At 45.1% G+C, this 14,982-nt stretch carries 14 protein-coding genes, 8 tRNA genes and 1 other annotated feature; of the genes, 15 read left to right on the top strand and 7 right to left on the bottom strand.

Annotated elements, in window-relative coordinates:
- Positions 1 to 101 precede the first annotated feature (101 nt).
- The 10 genes from proC (at position 102) to WKT00_RS10135 (ending at position 4,205) form a co-directional block, all read left to right on the top strand.
- Positions 102 to 896, top strand: a complete 795-nt coding sequence (gene proC / locus WKT00_RS10180) for a pyrroline-5-carboxylate reductase (protein WP_340263457.1) — start codon at positions 102 to 104, stop codon at positions 894 to 896.
- Positions 897 to 913: 17 nt separating this feature from the next.
- Positions 914 to 1,567 carry an SGNH/GDSL hydrolase family protein gene (locus tag WKT00_RS10175; RefSeq protein ID WP_173815085.1) on the top strand — a complete coding sequence of 218 codons (654 nt, stop codon included), beginning with the start codon at positions 914 to 916 and terminating at the stop codon, positions 1,565 to 1,567.
- A 5-nt stretch (positions 1,568 to 1,572) separates the two neighbouring features.
- The gene (locus WKT00_RS10170) at positions 1,573 to 2,562 is read left to right on the top strand and encodes a dipeptidase (protein WP_101695691.1); all 990 of its coding nucleotides are present in this window, start codon (positions 1,573 to 1,575) and stop codon (positions 2,560 to 2,562) included.
- A gap of 157 nt (positions 2,563 to 2,719) precedes the next feature.
- Positions 2,720 to 2,791: transfer RNA gene (locus WKT00_RS10165), tRNA-Glu, on the top strand.
- A 9-nt stretch (positions 2,792 to 2,800) separates the two neighbouring features.
- Positions 2,801 to 2,873 (top strand) — tRNA-Thr (locus WKT00_RS10160).
- A 28-nt stretch (positions 2,874 to 2,901) separates the two neighbouring features.
- A tRNA-Ile gene (locus WKT00_RS10155) sits at positions 2,902 to 2,975 on the top strand.
- Between the two features lie 7 nt (positions 2,976 to 2,982).
- A tRNA-Asp gene (locus tag WKT00_RS10150) sits at positions 2,983 to 3,056 on the top strand.
- Positions 3,057 to 3,095: 39 nt separating this feature from the next.
- Positions 3,096 to 3,168: transfer RNA gene (locus tag WKT00_RS10145), tRNA-Val, on the top strand.
- 4 nt (positions 3,169 to 3,172) lie between these two features.
- Positions 3,173 to 3,259: transfer RNA gene (locus WKT00_RS10140), tRNA-Leu, on the top strand.
- 202 nt (positions 3,260 to 3,461) lie between these two features.
- Positions 3,462 to 4,205 carry a helix-turn-helix transcriptional regulator gene (locus WKT00_RS10135; RefSeq protein WP_101695692.1) on the top strand — a complete coding sequence of 248 codons (744 nt, stop codon included), beginning with the start codon at positions 3,462 to 3,464 and terminating at the stop codon, positions 4,203 to 4,205.
- A gap of 4 nt (positions 4,206 to 4,209) precedes the next feature.
- Here the strand turns inward: WKT00_RS10135 and WKT00_RS10130 are convergent.
- The 7 genes from WKT00_RS10130 to WKT00_RS10100 all read right to left on the bottom strand — a co-directional run bounded on the left by WKT00_RS10130 (position 4,210) and on the right by WKT00_RS10100 (position 9,841).
- A tRNA-Ser gene (locus WKT00_RS10130) sits at positions 4,210 to 4,295 on the bottom strand.
- A gap of 270 nt (positions 4,296 to 4,565) precedes the next feature.
- Positions 4,566 to 5,456: an RluA family pseudouridine synthase gene (locus WKT00_RS10125; protein ID WP_101695693.1), complete on the bottom strand. Its 891-nt coding sequence runs from the start codon at positions 5,454 to 5,456 to the stop codon at positions 4,566 to 4,568.
- 14 nt (positions 5,457 to 5,470) lie between these two features.
- Positions 5,471 to 6,598 (bottom strand): glycerate kinase family protein, encoded by a 1,128-nt coding sequence (locus tag WKT00_RS10120; RefSeq protein ID WP_101695694.1) that lies wholly within the window; start codon positions 6,596 to 6,598, stop codon positions 5,471 to 5,473.
- A 135-nt stretch (positions 6,599 to 6,733) separates the two neighbouring features.
- Positions 6,734 to 7,783, bottom strand: coding sequence for a CdaR family transcriptional regulator (locus WKT00_RS10115; protein WP_101695695.1), 1,050 nt, complete (start codon positions 7,781 to 7,783; stop codon positions 6,734 to 6,736).
- 30 nt (positions 7,784 to 7,813) lie between these two features.
- Complete coding sequence (locus WKT00_RS10110; protein ID WP_101695696.1) at positions 7,814 to 8,410, bottom strand: TIGR04100 family radical SAM protein; 597 nt, start codon at positions 8,408 to 8,410, stop codon at positions 7,814 to 7,816.
- A 37-nt stretch (positions 8,411 to 8,447) separates the two neighbouring features.
- Positions 8,448 to 8,978, bottom strand: a complete 531-nt coding sequence (locus WKT00_RS10105) for a TIGR04002 family protein (protein WP_340263451.1) — start codon at positions 8,976 to 8,978, stop codon at positions 8,448 to 8,450.
- Positions 8,975 to 9,841 carry a pyridoxamine kinase gene (locus WKT00_RS10100; RefSeq protein ID WP_173815087.1) on the bottom strand — a complete coding sequence of 289 codons (867 nt, stop codon included), beginning with the start codon at positions 9,839 to 9,841 and terminating at the stop codon, positions 8,975 to 8,977. The genes WKT00_RS10105 and WKT00_RS10100 overlap by 4 nt, the downstream gene beginning before the upstream one ends.
- Positions 9,842 to 10,038: 197 nt before the next feature.
- Here WKT00_RS10100 and WKT00_RS10095 point away from each other — a divergent pair.
- The 5 genes from WKT00_RS10095 to WKT00_RS10075 all read left to right on the top strand — a co-directional run bounded on the left by WKT00_RS10095 (position 10,039) and on the right by WKT00_RS10075 (position 14,822).
- Positions 10,039 to 10,112: transfer RNA gene (locus WKT00_RS10095), tRNA-Arg, on the top strand.
- A gap of 192 nt (positions 10,113 to 10,304) precedes the next feature.
- Positions 10,305 to 10,540, top strand: a binding site (T-box leader).
- Positions 10,541 to 10,599: 59 nt separating this feature from the next.
- Entirely contained in the window at positions 10,600 to 11,628 is a 1,029-nt protein-coding gene (locus WKT00_RS10090; protein WP_101695699.1) for a bile acid:sodium symporter family protein, read from the top strand.
- A gap of 172 nt (positions 11,629 to 11,800) precedes the next feature.
- Entirely contained in the window at positions 11,801 to 13,300 is a 1,500-nt protein-coding gene (glpK, locus tag WKT00_RS10085; protein ID WP_101695700.1) for a glycerol kinase GlpK, read from the top strand.
- 4 nt (positions 13,301 to 13,304) lie between these two features.
- Positions 13,305 to 13,472 (top strand): hypothetical protein, encoded by a 168-nt coding sequence (locus WKT00_RS10080; RefSeq protein ID WP_340263445.1) that lies wholly within the window; start codon positions 13,305 to 13,307, stop codon positions 13,470 to 13,472.
- Between the two features lie 102 nt (positions 13,473 to 13,574).
- Positions 13,575 to 14,822, top strand: coding sequence for a 6-phosphofructokinase (locus WKT00_RS10075; RefSeq protein ID WP_340263443.1), 1,248 nt, complete (start codon positions 13,575 to 13,577; stop codon positions 14,820 to 14,822).
- The last annotated feature ends 160 nt before the right edge of the window (positions 14,823 to 14,982 follow it).

The following is a 14,982-nucleotide window of genomic DNA, read 5'->3' as shown; positions in this document are numbered from 1 at the left end:
ACGGTTTTTTTGTATCCGTGCTAAGCTTTGACTTTCGTTTGGGGAAGTGCTATAGTTTTTTTAGAAATTACATTTCACGTGCAGGAAAGGGAGAGAGAAAAATGAAATTAGGATTTATTGGAACTGGAAATATGGCATCTGCAATTATGGGCGGAATTATTGGAAAAAAAATGATTTCAGCGGAGGAAATTATAGGAGCAGACCTGTTTGCGCCGGGACGAGAGAAGGTTAAGGAGCAGTTTGGAATTCAGGTTACGGAAAAGAATCAGGAGGTTGTAGAGAAGGCAGAGGTGATTATCCTGTCGGTAAAACCACAGTTTTATGAGGACGTTATTAATCAAATTAAGGACTGCGTGAAGAAAGAGCAGATCATTATTACCATCGCGCCGGGCAAGACCCTTGCATGGCTTGCAGAAAAGTTTGGAAAAGAAGTCAAAATCGTTCGTACCATGCCGAATACACCGGCTTTGGTTGGAGAGGGTATGACAGCTATGTGCCCGAATGAACATATGGAAAAGGAAGAGACAGAATATGTGAAGCGGCTTCTTGAGAGTTTCGGACGTGTAGAGGTGGTTCCGGAGCGGTTAATGGATGTTGTAGTCTCTGTAAGTGGAAGCTCGCCGGCATATGTGTTTATGATGATTGAGGCTATGGCAGATGCAGCTGTATCCGGTGGAATGCCAAGAACTCAGGCGTATCAGTTTGCGGCTCAGGCAGTGTATGGAAGTGCGAAGATGGTGTTGGAGACAGCCAAACATCCGGGAGAACTGAAGGACATGGTGTGCTCGCCGGCAGGAACGACCATTGAGGCGGTTCGTACATTAGAGGAAATGGGATTTAGAAGTTCTATTATTGAAGCAATGAAGGTTTGTGAAGAGGTTTCAAGAAATTTATAATTGCAGGAGAAAATGGTATGAAAAAACGCGTCTTGTGTTACGGGGATTCTAATACCTGGGGATTTAATGCGATGAATGAGAACGTCTACGGACAGCGATTCCCAGAGGAAGTGCGGTGGACTGGGCGGCTACAGACGCTCTTAGGAGAGAACTGGACAGTCATTGAAGAAGGACTGTGTGGACGGACGACAGTTTTTGAGGATCCACTAAGGGAAGGTTTAAATGGACTTCAATATCTGGGACCTTGCCTGGCAACGCATAATCCCCTTGATTATCTCATATTAATGCTTGGAACCAATGACTGTAAAGCCAGATTTTCTGCATTGCCTAAGAATATTGCGGACGGACTGGGGCGATTGATCGTGAAGGCGAAGCAGGCGTGTGTCTGGCGGGATCAGCCGCAGATTTTGGTGATTGCGCCGCCTCCGATTCGAAAGGGAAATGACACTTCCGAGATTGGGCGTGATATGGGAGTGTGCAGTGAAAAGTCGGCAATGCTTTCTAAGGAATATCGCCTGTGGGCAGAGGCAGAAGGCTGCATCTTTTTGGATGCGGCATCGGTTGCCGGAATGAATGATTATGATTTTATGCATATGGATGATGTAAGCCATGAGCGGCTTGCGGAATCAATTGCAGGGATTCTTAAGGCTGATCTGTTAGAAAAGGAGTAAAGAGTATGAAGTTGTTTGATGCACATGGTGATATCTGGTACGATGTAATGATGCATAGTGAGAAAGGCGAGAGAGATATATTTCGGAAATATCAGCTGCCAAAGTTTCAGAAAGGGAATGTCTCTGGAGGAGCGTTTGTGATGTGGGTAGATCCGCCTTATGATGAAGATCCAAAGAAACGGATTCTTCAGATTGAGCAGGCGGTTCGACAAGAATTAGAAGATGCAAAAGACATTCTGAATATTGTGCGGAAATACAAAGACTTTCAAAAGGGGACAGAAGAAGGAAAGATTAACGTTGTGATGGGACTGGAGGGCTTGTCCTATATTGGTGAGGATGTAGATCGCATTAATTACTATTACGATGAGTTTTCTGTGCGAACGATGATGCTTACATGGAACGAAGAAAATGCACTTGCTTCCGGGTGGCCCGGAGACCAGGAGAGAGGGCTTACAGAGGCAGGAAAAGCGGCTGTAAGACGGATGAATGATCTGGGAATTGTGCTGGATGTATCCCACTTAAATGATAAAGGATTCTGGGACATTATTTCACTGTCAGATGGGCACCCGGTGATTGCTTCTCACAGTAATGCGAGGGCGCTGGCATCTCATGGAAGGAACTTAAGTGATGAGATGATCAAAGCCCTGGCAGAAACCGGAGGAGTTCTGGGAATGAACCGGGTAGGGGCATTTATCAGTGAAGACTGCAAGAAGCATTCGGCAGAGGGGCTGGCAGATCATGTGGAGCATATTGTAGATCTCGTAGGAATCGATCACGTGGGATGTGGATTTGATTTTGAAGATTATGTGGATCCGGGAGCACTTTTGAAAAACGGAGTACCAAAAGTATTTGAGGCAGCTACCCAAGGACTCTATTCAGAAGCAGATGCAGGAAATTTCCTTGAGGTTCTGAAAAAAAGAGGATATACGCAGGAAGAGCTAGAGAAGATTGCATACAAGAATTTCTACCGAGTATACCGACAGGTTCTGAAGTAGAGGCAGAAATAAATGGGAGAAAAGCCCATGTATCTACTGTTCAAAAAGTAATAGAAAAAATAATAATAAAAAAATGCAAAAAGTACTTGCAAATCTTATAGTCATATGATAATATATAAATCGGTCACGTGAGAAGTGGTTTTCACCGTGACCATATGGCTCCATGGTCAAGCGGTTAAGACATCGCCCTTTCACGGCGGTAACACGGGTTCGATTCCCGTTGGAGTCATTGGTACATGCCGATGTGGCTCAATTGGCAGAGCAGCTGATTTGTAATCAGCAGGTTATCGGTTCGAGTCCGATCATCGGCTTAGTTCCTATCAGGGACTTAATGATTTTGGACCTTTAGCTCAGTTGGTTAGAGCAATCGGCTCATAACCGATCGGTCCTGGGTTCGAGTCCCCGAAGGTCCATTTATCTGGCCCAGTGGCTCAGTTGGTTAGAGCGCCGCCCTGTCACGGCGGAGGTCGAGAGTTCGAGTCTCTTCTGGGTCGTTGCTTACTCAAGTAACGAGAAAGCACAATTTTATAGTTGGGATCATAGCTCAGCTGGGAGAGCATCTGCCTTACAAGCAGAGGGTCATAGGTTCGAGCCCTATTGGTCCCATTTTGCCGCAGTGGCGGAACTGGCAGACGCACAGGACTTAAAATCCTGCGGGACTTATACTCTCGTACCGGTTCGATTCCGGTCTGCGGCAGTAATCAAAAGTAAGAGAAACGTTGAAACAAAAACGTTTCTCTTACTTTTTTGTCCGTTAAAATTTAATGAAAACGCAGTAAATAGCTGCATTTTCAGTGCGCAAAGAATCTTTGCACAGGAATTTTAATGGATGTAAAAGAACTTTGATAGACAGGATCTATTTCTTCCCATATAATTTCGGTCAAAGGAGGCGAACTATCATGACACTTGGAAATAACATTCAAAAAATAAGGAAGGAGGCACATTTATCCCAGGAGGAATTTGCGGAACTGTTTCAGGTTTCGAGACAGACGATCTCCAATTGGGAAAATTCAAAAAGTTATCCAGATTTAGAAACGATCGTAAAAATCAGTGATAGTTTCCACATCTCCTTAGATATTTTATTGAAGGAGGATTTGATCATGGTAAAAACATTTGATAAAGAAGTGAAAAGTACGAAGAAGTATGCAAGAGCATTGATGGTAATTGGGCTTGTATTTGTGTTGCTGGTGGGCGGTTTCGGAATTTATTCGGGAGTGTATGTTCACACGAAAAATAAACTGGAAAAGAACTTTGAAAAGCAGTTAAAGGAAAACGATTTTCATAAGAATAAAGAAGGATTCTATTCGATGAATTATAAGGATGGAGTTGTGTATAGCGTACCGAATCAGTCGATGCCAGGCCTTTTAGATTTTTCCCTTGAGTTTCATGTAAGCAACGTGTATTGTGATGTAGATCTTGAGGATAGTTATGTGGAAATCACATGGGAAAACAGCGATCGTTTTTATGCATCGGCGCGGGCAAAAAAGGATGACGTAGTGATCGGCAGCACATCAGAATTTAAAGATGGCGATTTTTCAGACATGAAGAAACTGGGTGATGAACTGGGAATGTCAGAAGAAGAGATTAGTCAGATTATGGACAAAGGAAAAGAATTGTGTGAAGATTTTTATGGCGAGAAATAAAAAACGCAGCAGGAGGGATTTGAACCCCCGGAGCCTTGCGGCTCTTCTGCTTTCGAGGCAGATGCCATAAGCCAACTCGACCACTGCTGCAAACAAATATAGTATACCACAAAAGGAAGGGCCGGTGCAAGTGTGCGCCGGCTCTTTTTAGGGGGATGAAAATCTATGATAAATGGGAATTATTGTTAGGCGAAGGCAGTAATTATACAGGTAAATTACGAAGCACGATCACCGCCTTCTTGTTCATTTGATAGTTATAGTATACTGGCTAAATGTGACTTGGATGTGACCGGAAGAGGAAATATTTCTAAAGATTCTTAAGAAAAACCGAATATATAGAGAAGATATGCGGCGATCTCCTTAAGGGTTAAGGATCTGCCGCATATCTTCTGGAAGAGGAGCTGTAAAATGCATCTCTTTTTTGGTGATGGGGTGTGGAAAGCTAAGTCGGTGAGAATGAAGCGCCTGTCGGCCGATTAATTCCATATCAGGATTATAAAGGTAGTCGCCGACCAGCGGGTATCCGATATGCTTCATATGAATCCGAATCTGATGAGTTCGTCCGGTCTCAAGCTGTAAGGATACCAGACTGTGTCCGTTGGCGTAGTTTACGACCTGATAATGGGTGACAGCACGTTCTCCATATTCTGGATCGACAGTTCGCTCGATGATGGATCCCGGCTTGCGGGAAAGCGGTGCATCGATCGTTCCGCAAGCCGGGGTAACTCTTCCGCGTGAGATGGCCAAGTATTCCCGGTGAATTTCGTGGCGGGCTGCCTGGGAAGAGAGAATGTTGCCGCTTAGCATATGCTTGGAAATGACCGTCAGACCGGAGGTGTCTCGGTCTAGACGGTTGGTACAGCGGAAGATGAAGGATTTCCCTTGTTCCTGATAATACCAGGCAAGTGCATTTGCAAGTGAGTTGGTATAGTTGTTGCGGGAAGGGTGAATCGGCATCCCTGCCGGTTTGTTAATGACAATAATATCCTCATCTTCGTATACAATGTGAAGCGGAAGTTTGACCGGAGGGATCTTTTCGGAGGATTCCCGTTCCTGAATATGAATGGTCAGAGTATCGCCGCATGAGAGCTGCTGGTTCAGATGAAGCCATTCGCCGTTGACCAGAACACTTTCGTGCATTTTTTTTAAATCGGTAAGATTTTGAAGAGAGTAGCCCTGGCGGCGAAGATATTGTTCAATTCTAAGTCCGGCATCATCACCGGTAATCTGATATGTTAAAATTCGTTCCATAGATGTTCTCCTGGTTATAACAGTCGGAAGACCTGTTCTACACAGGCCGTCATATTTGCCCGTGCATGATCGGGATTCATAGCTTCCTCAAGCGTCGTTACACCGCGTACAATGGGGAAGAAAGCGTCGATTCCGGCGCTATTGCATGCGGTGGCGTCCGGCGTAACACTTCCGGCAAAGGCCAGTACGCGGGCGTGGTATTTCTTCGCCAGTTTTGCGACGCCTATGGGGGCTTTTCCCATAGCTGTTTGATGATCCAGACGTCCTTCGCCGGTGATAACGATGTCGGCATCCTTTATTTCCTCTTCCAGTGAGATGGCGTTTAGGATCAATTCAACGCCTGGTGTCAGCTCGGCATTTAAATAGCTTAAGAATGCAAAGCCCATCCCTCCGGCAGCGCCGGCCCCTTCGGCCAGGGAAAAATCATTACCGAGCGTTTGGAAAGTGACGTTGGCAAAATGCTTCATGGCGGTGTCAAGCGGTTCTAAAAGATCTGAAGTTACACCTTTTTGCGGTCCGTAAATGTAGGTCGCTCCGTTAGGACCACAAAGCGGATTGTTGACATCGCAGGCGATATGGAAACGACAAGAAGCCAGACGGGGATCGGCATGAGAGGTGTCGATGGATGCCGTTTTAGAGAGCGCCTGTGCGCCTTCTCCGACATCCTGACCATTTGCATCCAGAAAAGAGTAGCCAAGTGCCTTTAACATGCCAAGACCGCCGTCATTCGTTGCGCTTCCGCCAATGCCGATGATAAAGTTTCTGCAGCCGCGCTCTATAGCGTCCTGAATCATTTCGCCTACACCGAAGGTGGTGGCGTGAAGCGGATCCTTTTTGGAATCAGGAACCAGTGTGATTCCGGCAGCGCTTGCCATTTCCATAATAGCGGTCTTGGATTCTTTCAGGTATCCGTAGTAACAGGAAACAGAAGCTCCAAGAGGGCCTGTCACCGTTTGGTCGATACGGATGCCGCCAAGTCCTTCGATCAGGGAATCGGTGGTGCCTTCGCCGCCGTCGGCCAGTGGTTTTACGATTACTTCTGCATCCTTATGAACGGCGAGAATTCCTTCTTTCGCAGCATATCCGGCTTCCATGGATGACAGGCTTCCTTTTAGGGAATCGATTGCAACAACAACTTTCATAGGTTTCAACCTCCATATTCTATCAGATAGGTTTATTATAGCAGATAGTAAAAGAAAAAGTATGTTCCAAAGAACATAAAATATAAAAGATATTTCAAAAAATTGTTCTTCGGAACATATTTGGTAGAAGGTTTTCTATTTGCACAGAAGGGCGAAGTTTAATAAAAATGCATCTTGAAAATGTCTTGGATTCAGGTTTGTTTTTTCGGCAATGCGATCCAGCTGATACTGGAGTGTATTTTTGTGAATGAATAATTGCTCTGCTGTTTCCTTTAGCGCAAGATTATTGCTTAGGTAGGAAAGAAGAATGGAGCGTTCTTTCTCCGTCAGTTTTCCCAGAACCCGGCTGGCGTAGATGTTTTTCATATCGACAGGAATACTTTCAATCAAAAATTCGATGGAAATGTCCTGGATATCACAGAAATCCAACTGCTGGCTCTGTGCGTGTTTCCTGGCAATTCGTGCATTTGCATAGGAACGGAAGATCTGATACAGCGGAACAAAATCTCCAAGTCCTGCGGCAACCGATCCCTGGTACCGGGCAGAGAAATCGTCAGGATGGAATTGTTCAAATTGAGTATGATGAAATAATACAACCCATTCATTGGGATACAGGTACAGAGAAAGGGGGCATCCAATGGAAGCAAAATAAAAGCGAAGAGAAGGCTCCAGCGAAGCATCCTGAAACCGTACGGATAAGGCCGCGTAATCACTGGAAGGATCAAGCTCATACTCCCGGATCAAGGCATCAAACTGTGTCTGGTTGGGGATATTGTCGTAAATCAGAGATGTAATCAGATAGTGAAGAGCCCGGTCTTTGGAAAGCATTTCCTGATTTAGCTTTTGCTCTTTTAGAAAGACTTCTGTGATCTTGGTGATCAGGAAGCCATAAGCCTTTAATTCTTCGGGATTTCCTGTAATTCCAATAGCGGCAATCGCCTGAGTGTCAAGGAAGATCGGATAGTTGATTCCTTCGCGGGCGCCTTGAAATGGATGTTCTTTGTCCACGGACACCGGGAGTCCCTGTGTAATAGCGTAGGCACCGGCAGCGTGGTAAGTGCCGATACGACTTCTGTCTGTACTTCCGATAATCAGCCCGGAAGGCTGAATGAGGTTGGTATCTTTTTTCACAACTTCGTAGACGACTTCTACAATTTGGGAAGCCAGCTTTTTTGAAATTTCCATAATGGTTCTCCTAACATGCAGTACCGCTTTCTAAGAATATTTCCGGATCCGTAAATCTACGCCCAGCGACTTGGCCAGTTCCTGACTGGCTTTGATATCTTCTGGTGCAAGGACGTCTACGACGGTTAGTTTTACATGGGGGATCAGTTCTTTGCATTTTGCGGTAAAATCAAGAAGCCCTTCAAAGGCATGGTCGAACCGGGGACGTGATACTTTGGAGTATGCCTCGGCATCGGGTGCGTTCAGGCTAATGGAAATCGTGTCGATCACCTTGGCAAGACGGGGGACAATGTTTTCCCCATATTGAAGATTGGCAAGCCCGTTGGTATTGACACGGATGGCAAGCCCGAAGGTTTCTTTGGCGTAACGTGCAGCTTCGATCAAAGTATCAAGCGCACAGGTGGGTTCTCCATAACCGCAGAATACCAGTTCTTGGAACCCGGTAAAGTCAAAGGAATCCATCGCCTGTTTGATCTCATCGACAGTAGGATCTTTCTTGTGCCAAAGGGTTTCTGCGTCACCGACACCATCTTCGTGGCTTCGGATACAAAAGGTGCATCGACAGTTACATTGGTTCGTAATATTTGCGTAAACTTGATTTTTGTAGGTGTATAAAATATCAGCCATGTGAAAGCCTCCTTTAGAATTCTCTATCAGTCAAAATTTAGAAATGCCAAAGCTTATTTTTGAAATGCATGCGATCCAATGCAGAAGCAGATAATAGGAAGAGAACCGCACTTCCACCGGATTGAACGGCGCTGCCTGAGAGGGATGCTATGGGCGCAATGAATGAGCCAAAGAGCAGCCCTTCTGCCAGATAGTATCCTGTTGCAGAAATCATAAGTGAAATGAGAGGGGCAACAAGATTATGAGCATTTAAAAGCTTTGGTGTTTTGCTGGTAAATGGCAATACAATCAGCATTTTAATTATAATCGTGGCAGGCGCCCACATAGGAGCGGTAAGAAGATCCGCCAATCCTCCGCCAATGGCTGCTGCAGTCAGTGCATAAGGCCGTGGCAGCAGGGCGGCTGCAAGATAGATCAGCGTATCTCCAAAATGGATATAGCCTCCGTTGCTTCCGTAGGGAATATGGCAGATATATGCGGTCATCAATGTGATCATGGCGGCAAAAAGGCCGGTAATGGTCAGTAAAGAGATGGAAAGGGTGCGCTTTTCTAAATGGTTTCTGGTCATGGTCGTCCTCCGTTTTCTTTCATCAACATGGATAGGTACTGTTCGTAATTAACGCCGTCGTTGCGGGGGATTCCTTCCGCTACGGTGTCGGCAAGAGACTTTTCCAGGAAAGCTCCGGCCGTTTGAATCATTTTGGAAAGCGGAATTTCCCGCACCATTGCGGCAGCCATACAGGAGGCAAACAAGTCTCCGGTTCCGGAATAACTGCCTCCGATATGAGGGAATGAATACAGTTGGGAGTGCTCGCGGTTAATATGAAGGTTTCCCACATATCCAGTGCCGTCTTCTTTTTGAAAATCGATACCGGTGATGACGATATCAGAAGGTCCAAGAAGACAGAGCTCCTTCCCCAGAATCTCAAGCTGTTCGGTCATACGGTCTATTGGAAGGCGAGAGATTTCCTGGTAATTCTGATCTGTCAGAAGACAGAACTCGGTTAAATTAGGAGTGATCGTTTCTGCCTGCACGACCAGTTTCTTCATCTCGCACAGAAGATTGTGCGTGTACATGTTGTAAGTGTGCCCGTTATCTCCCATTACGGGATCCACCAGAAGGCGAGTACCTGGCGTATGAAAGGTATCAATGAAACGGAAAATCTGATGAATCTGTCGTTCGCTGGCGACAAATCCAGTATAGATTCCATCGAAATGCTGATTCATTTTCAACCATTCTGTACGGTATCGTTCCATTTTATCGGTATAGTCATCACAATAATAGCTGGGATAACCGGTCTGCGCCGTCAAAATTGCGGTTGGGAGAGGACATGCCTGTACACCCATGGCGCTTAATACGGAAATGGCAGCAGTCAGGGAACAGCGTCCGAATCCTGACAGATCATTGATGACTGCAATTTTTTTCGTCATATAATATCATCCATCCTTTGTTTGGTATGGAGATATGGTAACACTAAACTGGATGGATGAAAAAGTCCAGATACAGATAAAATGAACAGGCCAGTTTAAAAACAAAAAATAAAATAGAAAAAATATGAAAAATTGTATTGACAGAATGGAGGTGTTCGTATATAATAAATTTTGCTGTTGAGGTAATTCACAGCTGTGTGGGCGTAGCTCAGCTGGATAGAGCGTTTGGCTACGGACCAAAAGGTCGGGAGTTCGAATCTTCTCGCCCACGCTATGGCGGAAAGCCAAAGGAGAACGCAGATCCTTGGAAACAAGGGTTTGCGTTTTTTTGTATTCATAAATATAGAAGAGTTGCCTCAAAACACAAAAAAATAGAATCCGCTCTAAAAATATCTTGACACGGATGAAAAAGAGATTATAATGATGAAATATAAAGAATTAATAAATTAATGTATTAAAGCACCAAAATCCGGTGAAGAGAACAAGACCATAGTTCGATCTGGTATTTCAGAGAGTCTGCAGACGGTGTGAGCAGATATATCAGGAAAGATGGTTATCATCTCCAAGGAGCTGACTGAAATTTTGTAAAGTAAGTCGTGTCGGAATCCTCCGTTATCAGGAAAGCGTATGAAGTACGTAAGTGCTGTGGCGCATGTCACAGAAAACAGGGTGGTACCGCGGATTAGATTCGTCCCTTTTGGCAAAGTCCAAAAGGGACTTTTTTGGTGTTTTGAATGAGAAAAAAGGAGGATGTTGCTATGAAACTGTTGCAAAAGGGAAGTAAGTTTTTATCAGATTACACGTCGTTGGTGGTAATTGCAATTGCGGTTGTGACTTTTTTTGTTCCGGCGATGATGGGATGGGTGAATTACCAGCTGTTTACTGATATGGTGGGAAATAAATTCACCAGTCAGTCTCTGATTATTGGAGTGATTATGTTTAGTATGGGATTGACGCTGACAACAAAAGATTTTAAAATTCTTGCGCAGAGACCGCTCGATATTTGTATTGGAGCAGCGGCGCAGTATCTGATTATGCCTTTTCTTGCATGGGGGATCAGCCAGCTTTTGCAGCTTCCGGATGCCATTGCCCTGGGATTGATTCTCGTAGGATGTTGTCCAGGTGGGGTATCTTCTAATATCATGTCATATCTATGCGGTGGAGACGTGGCATTTTCTGTGGGAATGACAACGGTGTCTACATTGCTTTCCCCGATTATGACACCACTTCTGGTGGCATTTTTAGCAAGTGGTACAAAGATTACAATCGAAGGGCTTCCGATGTTTGTTTCTATTATTGAGACGGTCATTCTTCCGATTGCAGTTGGATTTTTCCTGAATTATGTATGGGGGAAGAAGAAAGCATTCCAGGAATTGCAGAAGGTAATGCCGGGAATCGCAGTGCTGGGACTTGCCTGCGTGGTAGGGGGCGTAATTTCCTCTCAGGGAGCGAACTTCTTTACTTCCGGCGTCGTTATCTTTGCGGCAGTGCTGCTTCATAATGGGTTGGGATACCTGCTTGGTTATGGAGCAGGCAAAATGACAGGAATGAATACTGCGAAGAAACGGACCATTTCCATTGAAGTTGGAATGCAGAATGCAGGTCTGGCTACGAATCTGGCGACAACAACGGCACAGTTTGCAAGTGCGCCGCAGTCTGCAGTTATCTGTGCGGTATCCTGTGTATGGCATTCGATTTCCGGTACCTTAATTGCAGGATTTTTTGCGGGATTTGACCGAAAGCAGGAGAAGAAGGAGGAAGCGAAAGAAGCACTTTTGGAAAATTAAAGATTTAAAAAATAAAATTTCAGGAAAAGAACATGAAAAGTCTCTGACAGAAGTTGGGGGCTTTTATTTTTGGTCTTCTTTTGAATTCACAGATGAAGAATCAAGACCAGTATGATAAAATAGAACCAATCAACGGACAGAAGGAGTCCGACTTTTGGAGAGGAGAACGAAGATGGGAAAATATATTATGGCATTGGATGCGGGGACGACCAGCAACAGATGTATTTTATTTAATCAAAAGGGAGAAATCTGCAGTGTGGCACAGAAGGAATTCACTCAGTATTTCCCGAAACCGGGATGGGTGGAACACGATGCAGACGAAATCTGGTCTTGCCAGCTGGGAGTTGCAGTAGAAGCGATGAATAAGATTGGGGCCGGCGCGGCAGATATTGCAGCCATCGGAATTACAAATCAGCGAGAGACGGTTGTCGTGTGGGACAAGAATACGGGAGAGCCGATTTATCACGCAATCGTATGGCAGTGCAGAAGAACGGCCAAGTATTGCGATACGTTAAAGGCGCGTGGGTTGACAGAATTTTTCCGTCAGAGAACAGGCTTGATTATCGATGCGTATTTTTCTGGAACGAAGATCCGATGGATTCTGGATCATGTAGAAGGCGCGAGAGAACGGGCTGAAAAAGGAGAGCTGCTTTTTGGTACGGTGGAGACGTGGCTGATTTGGAAGCTGACGAAGGGGCGTGTGCATGTGACCGATTATTCGAATGCATCACGGACACTGTTATTTAATATCAATACCCTTACATGGGATCAGGAAATTTTGGATTTGTTGGAAATCCCGCGGGCAATGCTTCCGGAAGCGAAGCCGTCAAGTTGTATCTACGGGGTGACGGATGCTTCTTATTTCGGTGGAGAGATTCCGATTGGAGGAGCAGCAGGAGATCAGCAGTCAGCATTATTCGGACAGACATGTTTTCAGGCGGGAGAGGCCAAAAATACGTACGGCACAGGTTGCTTTCTGCTGATGAATACGGGAGAGAAGCCGGTGTTTTCGGAGCATGGACTAGTGACTACGATTGCATGGGGCATTGATGACAAAGTATACTATGCGCTGGAAGGATCCATTTTCGTAGCCGGGGCGGCAATCCAGTGGCTGCGGGATGAGATGCATTTGATTGATTCTGCGGCAGATTCAGAATATATGGCGAAAAAGGTTCCGGATACCAACGGCTGTTACGTAGTCCCTGCATTTACCGGACTTGGGGCACCTTACTGGGATCAGTATGCAAGAGGAACCATCGTGGGCATCACCCGCGGAGTCAATAAGTATCATATTATCCGGGCGACATTGGAATCTCTGGCATATCAGACCAACGATGTATTAAAGGCAATGGAGGCAGATTCCGGTATTAAGTTAAGTGCATTGAAGGTAGATGGTGGAGCAAGTGCGAATGATTTCCTGATGCAGACGCAGGCGGATGTGATTGGCGCTCCGGTGCATCGGCCGGAATGTATTGAGACAACAGCTATGGGAGCGGCATACCTGGCGGGGCTTTCTGTAGGCTATTGGAAGAATAAGGATGCAGTTAGGGAGAACTGGGCGGTAGATCAGATTTTTGAACCGCAGATTCAGGAAGAAGAGCGTCAACAAAAGACAGCCGGATGGAAAAAGGCAGTTCGGTACGCATTTGACTGGGCAAAGCAGGAGGAATAGGAAGATGGAAACGAGAAAGCTTACTTGTGAAATCTGCAAAAATAAGTGTCATATGACGGCAGAGGTTGCCGAAGGAGAAGTACTGGATGTATCCGGAAATGGTTGTATGCGCGGGTATGCATATGCGATGCAGAAGGTGGAAGAAGAATTAGAGAACTCGAACCCTTCTTGAGATATGTAAAAATGTACAAAAAAAGAAATACTTTCTAGACATTTATGTAAAAATATACTAATATAGACTTATCGACGTATTTAGAAGGAAGGGAGAACATAAATGGAAAGAAATGTGATTGTAGGGCAGTCCGGAGGGCCGACAGCAGCGATCAATTCTAGTCTGGCAGGAGTATACCGGACTGCGAAGGACCGAGGAGCCAAAAAGGTGTATGGAATGCTGCACGGAGTGCAGGGATTATTAGAGGAAAAGTATATTGATTTATCCGACCATATTAAGACGGAGCTGGATGCGGAACTGTTGAAGAGAACACCAGCCGCATTCCTAGGATCCTGCCGTTATAAGCTGCCGGAGATCCATGAAAACCGCGAGGTATATGATAAGATTTTTGCAATCTTAGATAAGTTGGATATTGAGGCATTTATCTATATCGGCGGAAATGATTCCATGGATACGATTAAAAAATTATCCGACTATGCAATTATTACCGGACATTCCACCCGGTTTGTGGGCTGTCCAAAGACTATTGATAATGACCTGGCGCTGACGGATCACACACCGGGATACGGAAGTGCTGCAAAGTACATTGGAACCTCTATGAAGGAGATTATCCGCGATGGATTCTGTCTGGAATATGAGAAGGGAATTGTAACGATTGTAGAGATTATGGGAAGAAATGCCGGCTGGCTGACAGGAGCAGCTGCGCTGTCCGAAGGGGAGGACTGCGAGGGACCAGATCTTATCTATCTGCCGGAGACTGTATTTGATCTGCAGAAATTCAGCGCAAAAGTGAAAGAACTGTTGAAGAAGAAAACGTCTATTGTTGTTGCAGTATCAGAAGGAATCCTGACAGCGGATGGAAATTATGTATGTGAGCTTGGCAACAGTGTAGATTTCGTAGATGCATTTGGTCATAAGCAGCTGTCTGGAACAGCATCTTATCTGGCAAGCTTTATTGCCGGAGAGACTGGTTGTAAGACTCGCGCCATTGAGTTAAGTACCTTGCAGCGTTCTGCTTCTCATGCAGCTTCCCGTGTAGATATTCTGGAGGCTTATCAAGTTGGCGGTGCAGCGGTAAAAGCAGCGGATGAAGGGGATTCCGGAAAGATGGTTGTACTTCAGAGACTGTCTGATGATCCATATCAGTGTGGAACAGAAGTAAAGGATGTACACAAGATTGCTAACGATGAGAAATTAGTACCGAGAGATTGGGTAAATGAAGAGGGTACTTATGTGACAAATGAATTTATTTCTTATGTAAGACCATTGATTCAGGGAGATGTATCTCCGGTTATGGTAGATGGAATTCCAAGACATCTGTATACTCCAAAGGAGTTAAGTCACAGATAGAGTAGAGTTGCAGATGAGGTAAAAGGTTGAAAAGATAGTGATAAGACCGGAGGCCGTTTGGGCAGAAAGCGCAGACGGCCTCCGGTTTTGTCGAAAAAGAAATAAAAAAAACTTGTATTTTTTGTGGGGAGCGAGTAATATATTAATTACTCTAATTGTT

Origin of the sequence: Dorea sp. ICN-14282 (genome assembly GCF_037890115.1) — a bacterium.
GTDB lineage: Bacteria > Bacillota > Clostridia > Lachnospirales > Lachnospiraceae > Dorea_B > Dorea_B phocaeensis.
Note: the sequence above shows the minus strand (reverse complement) of the source record. Positions and strands in the feature narration are given on the sequence as shown.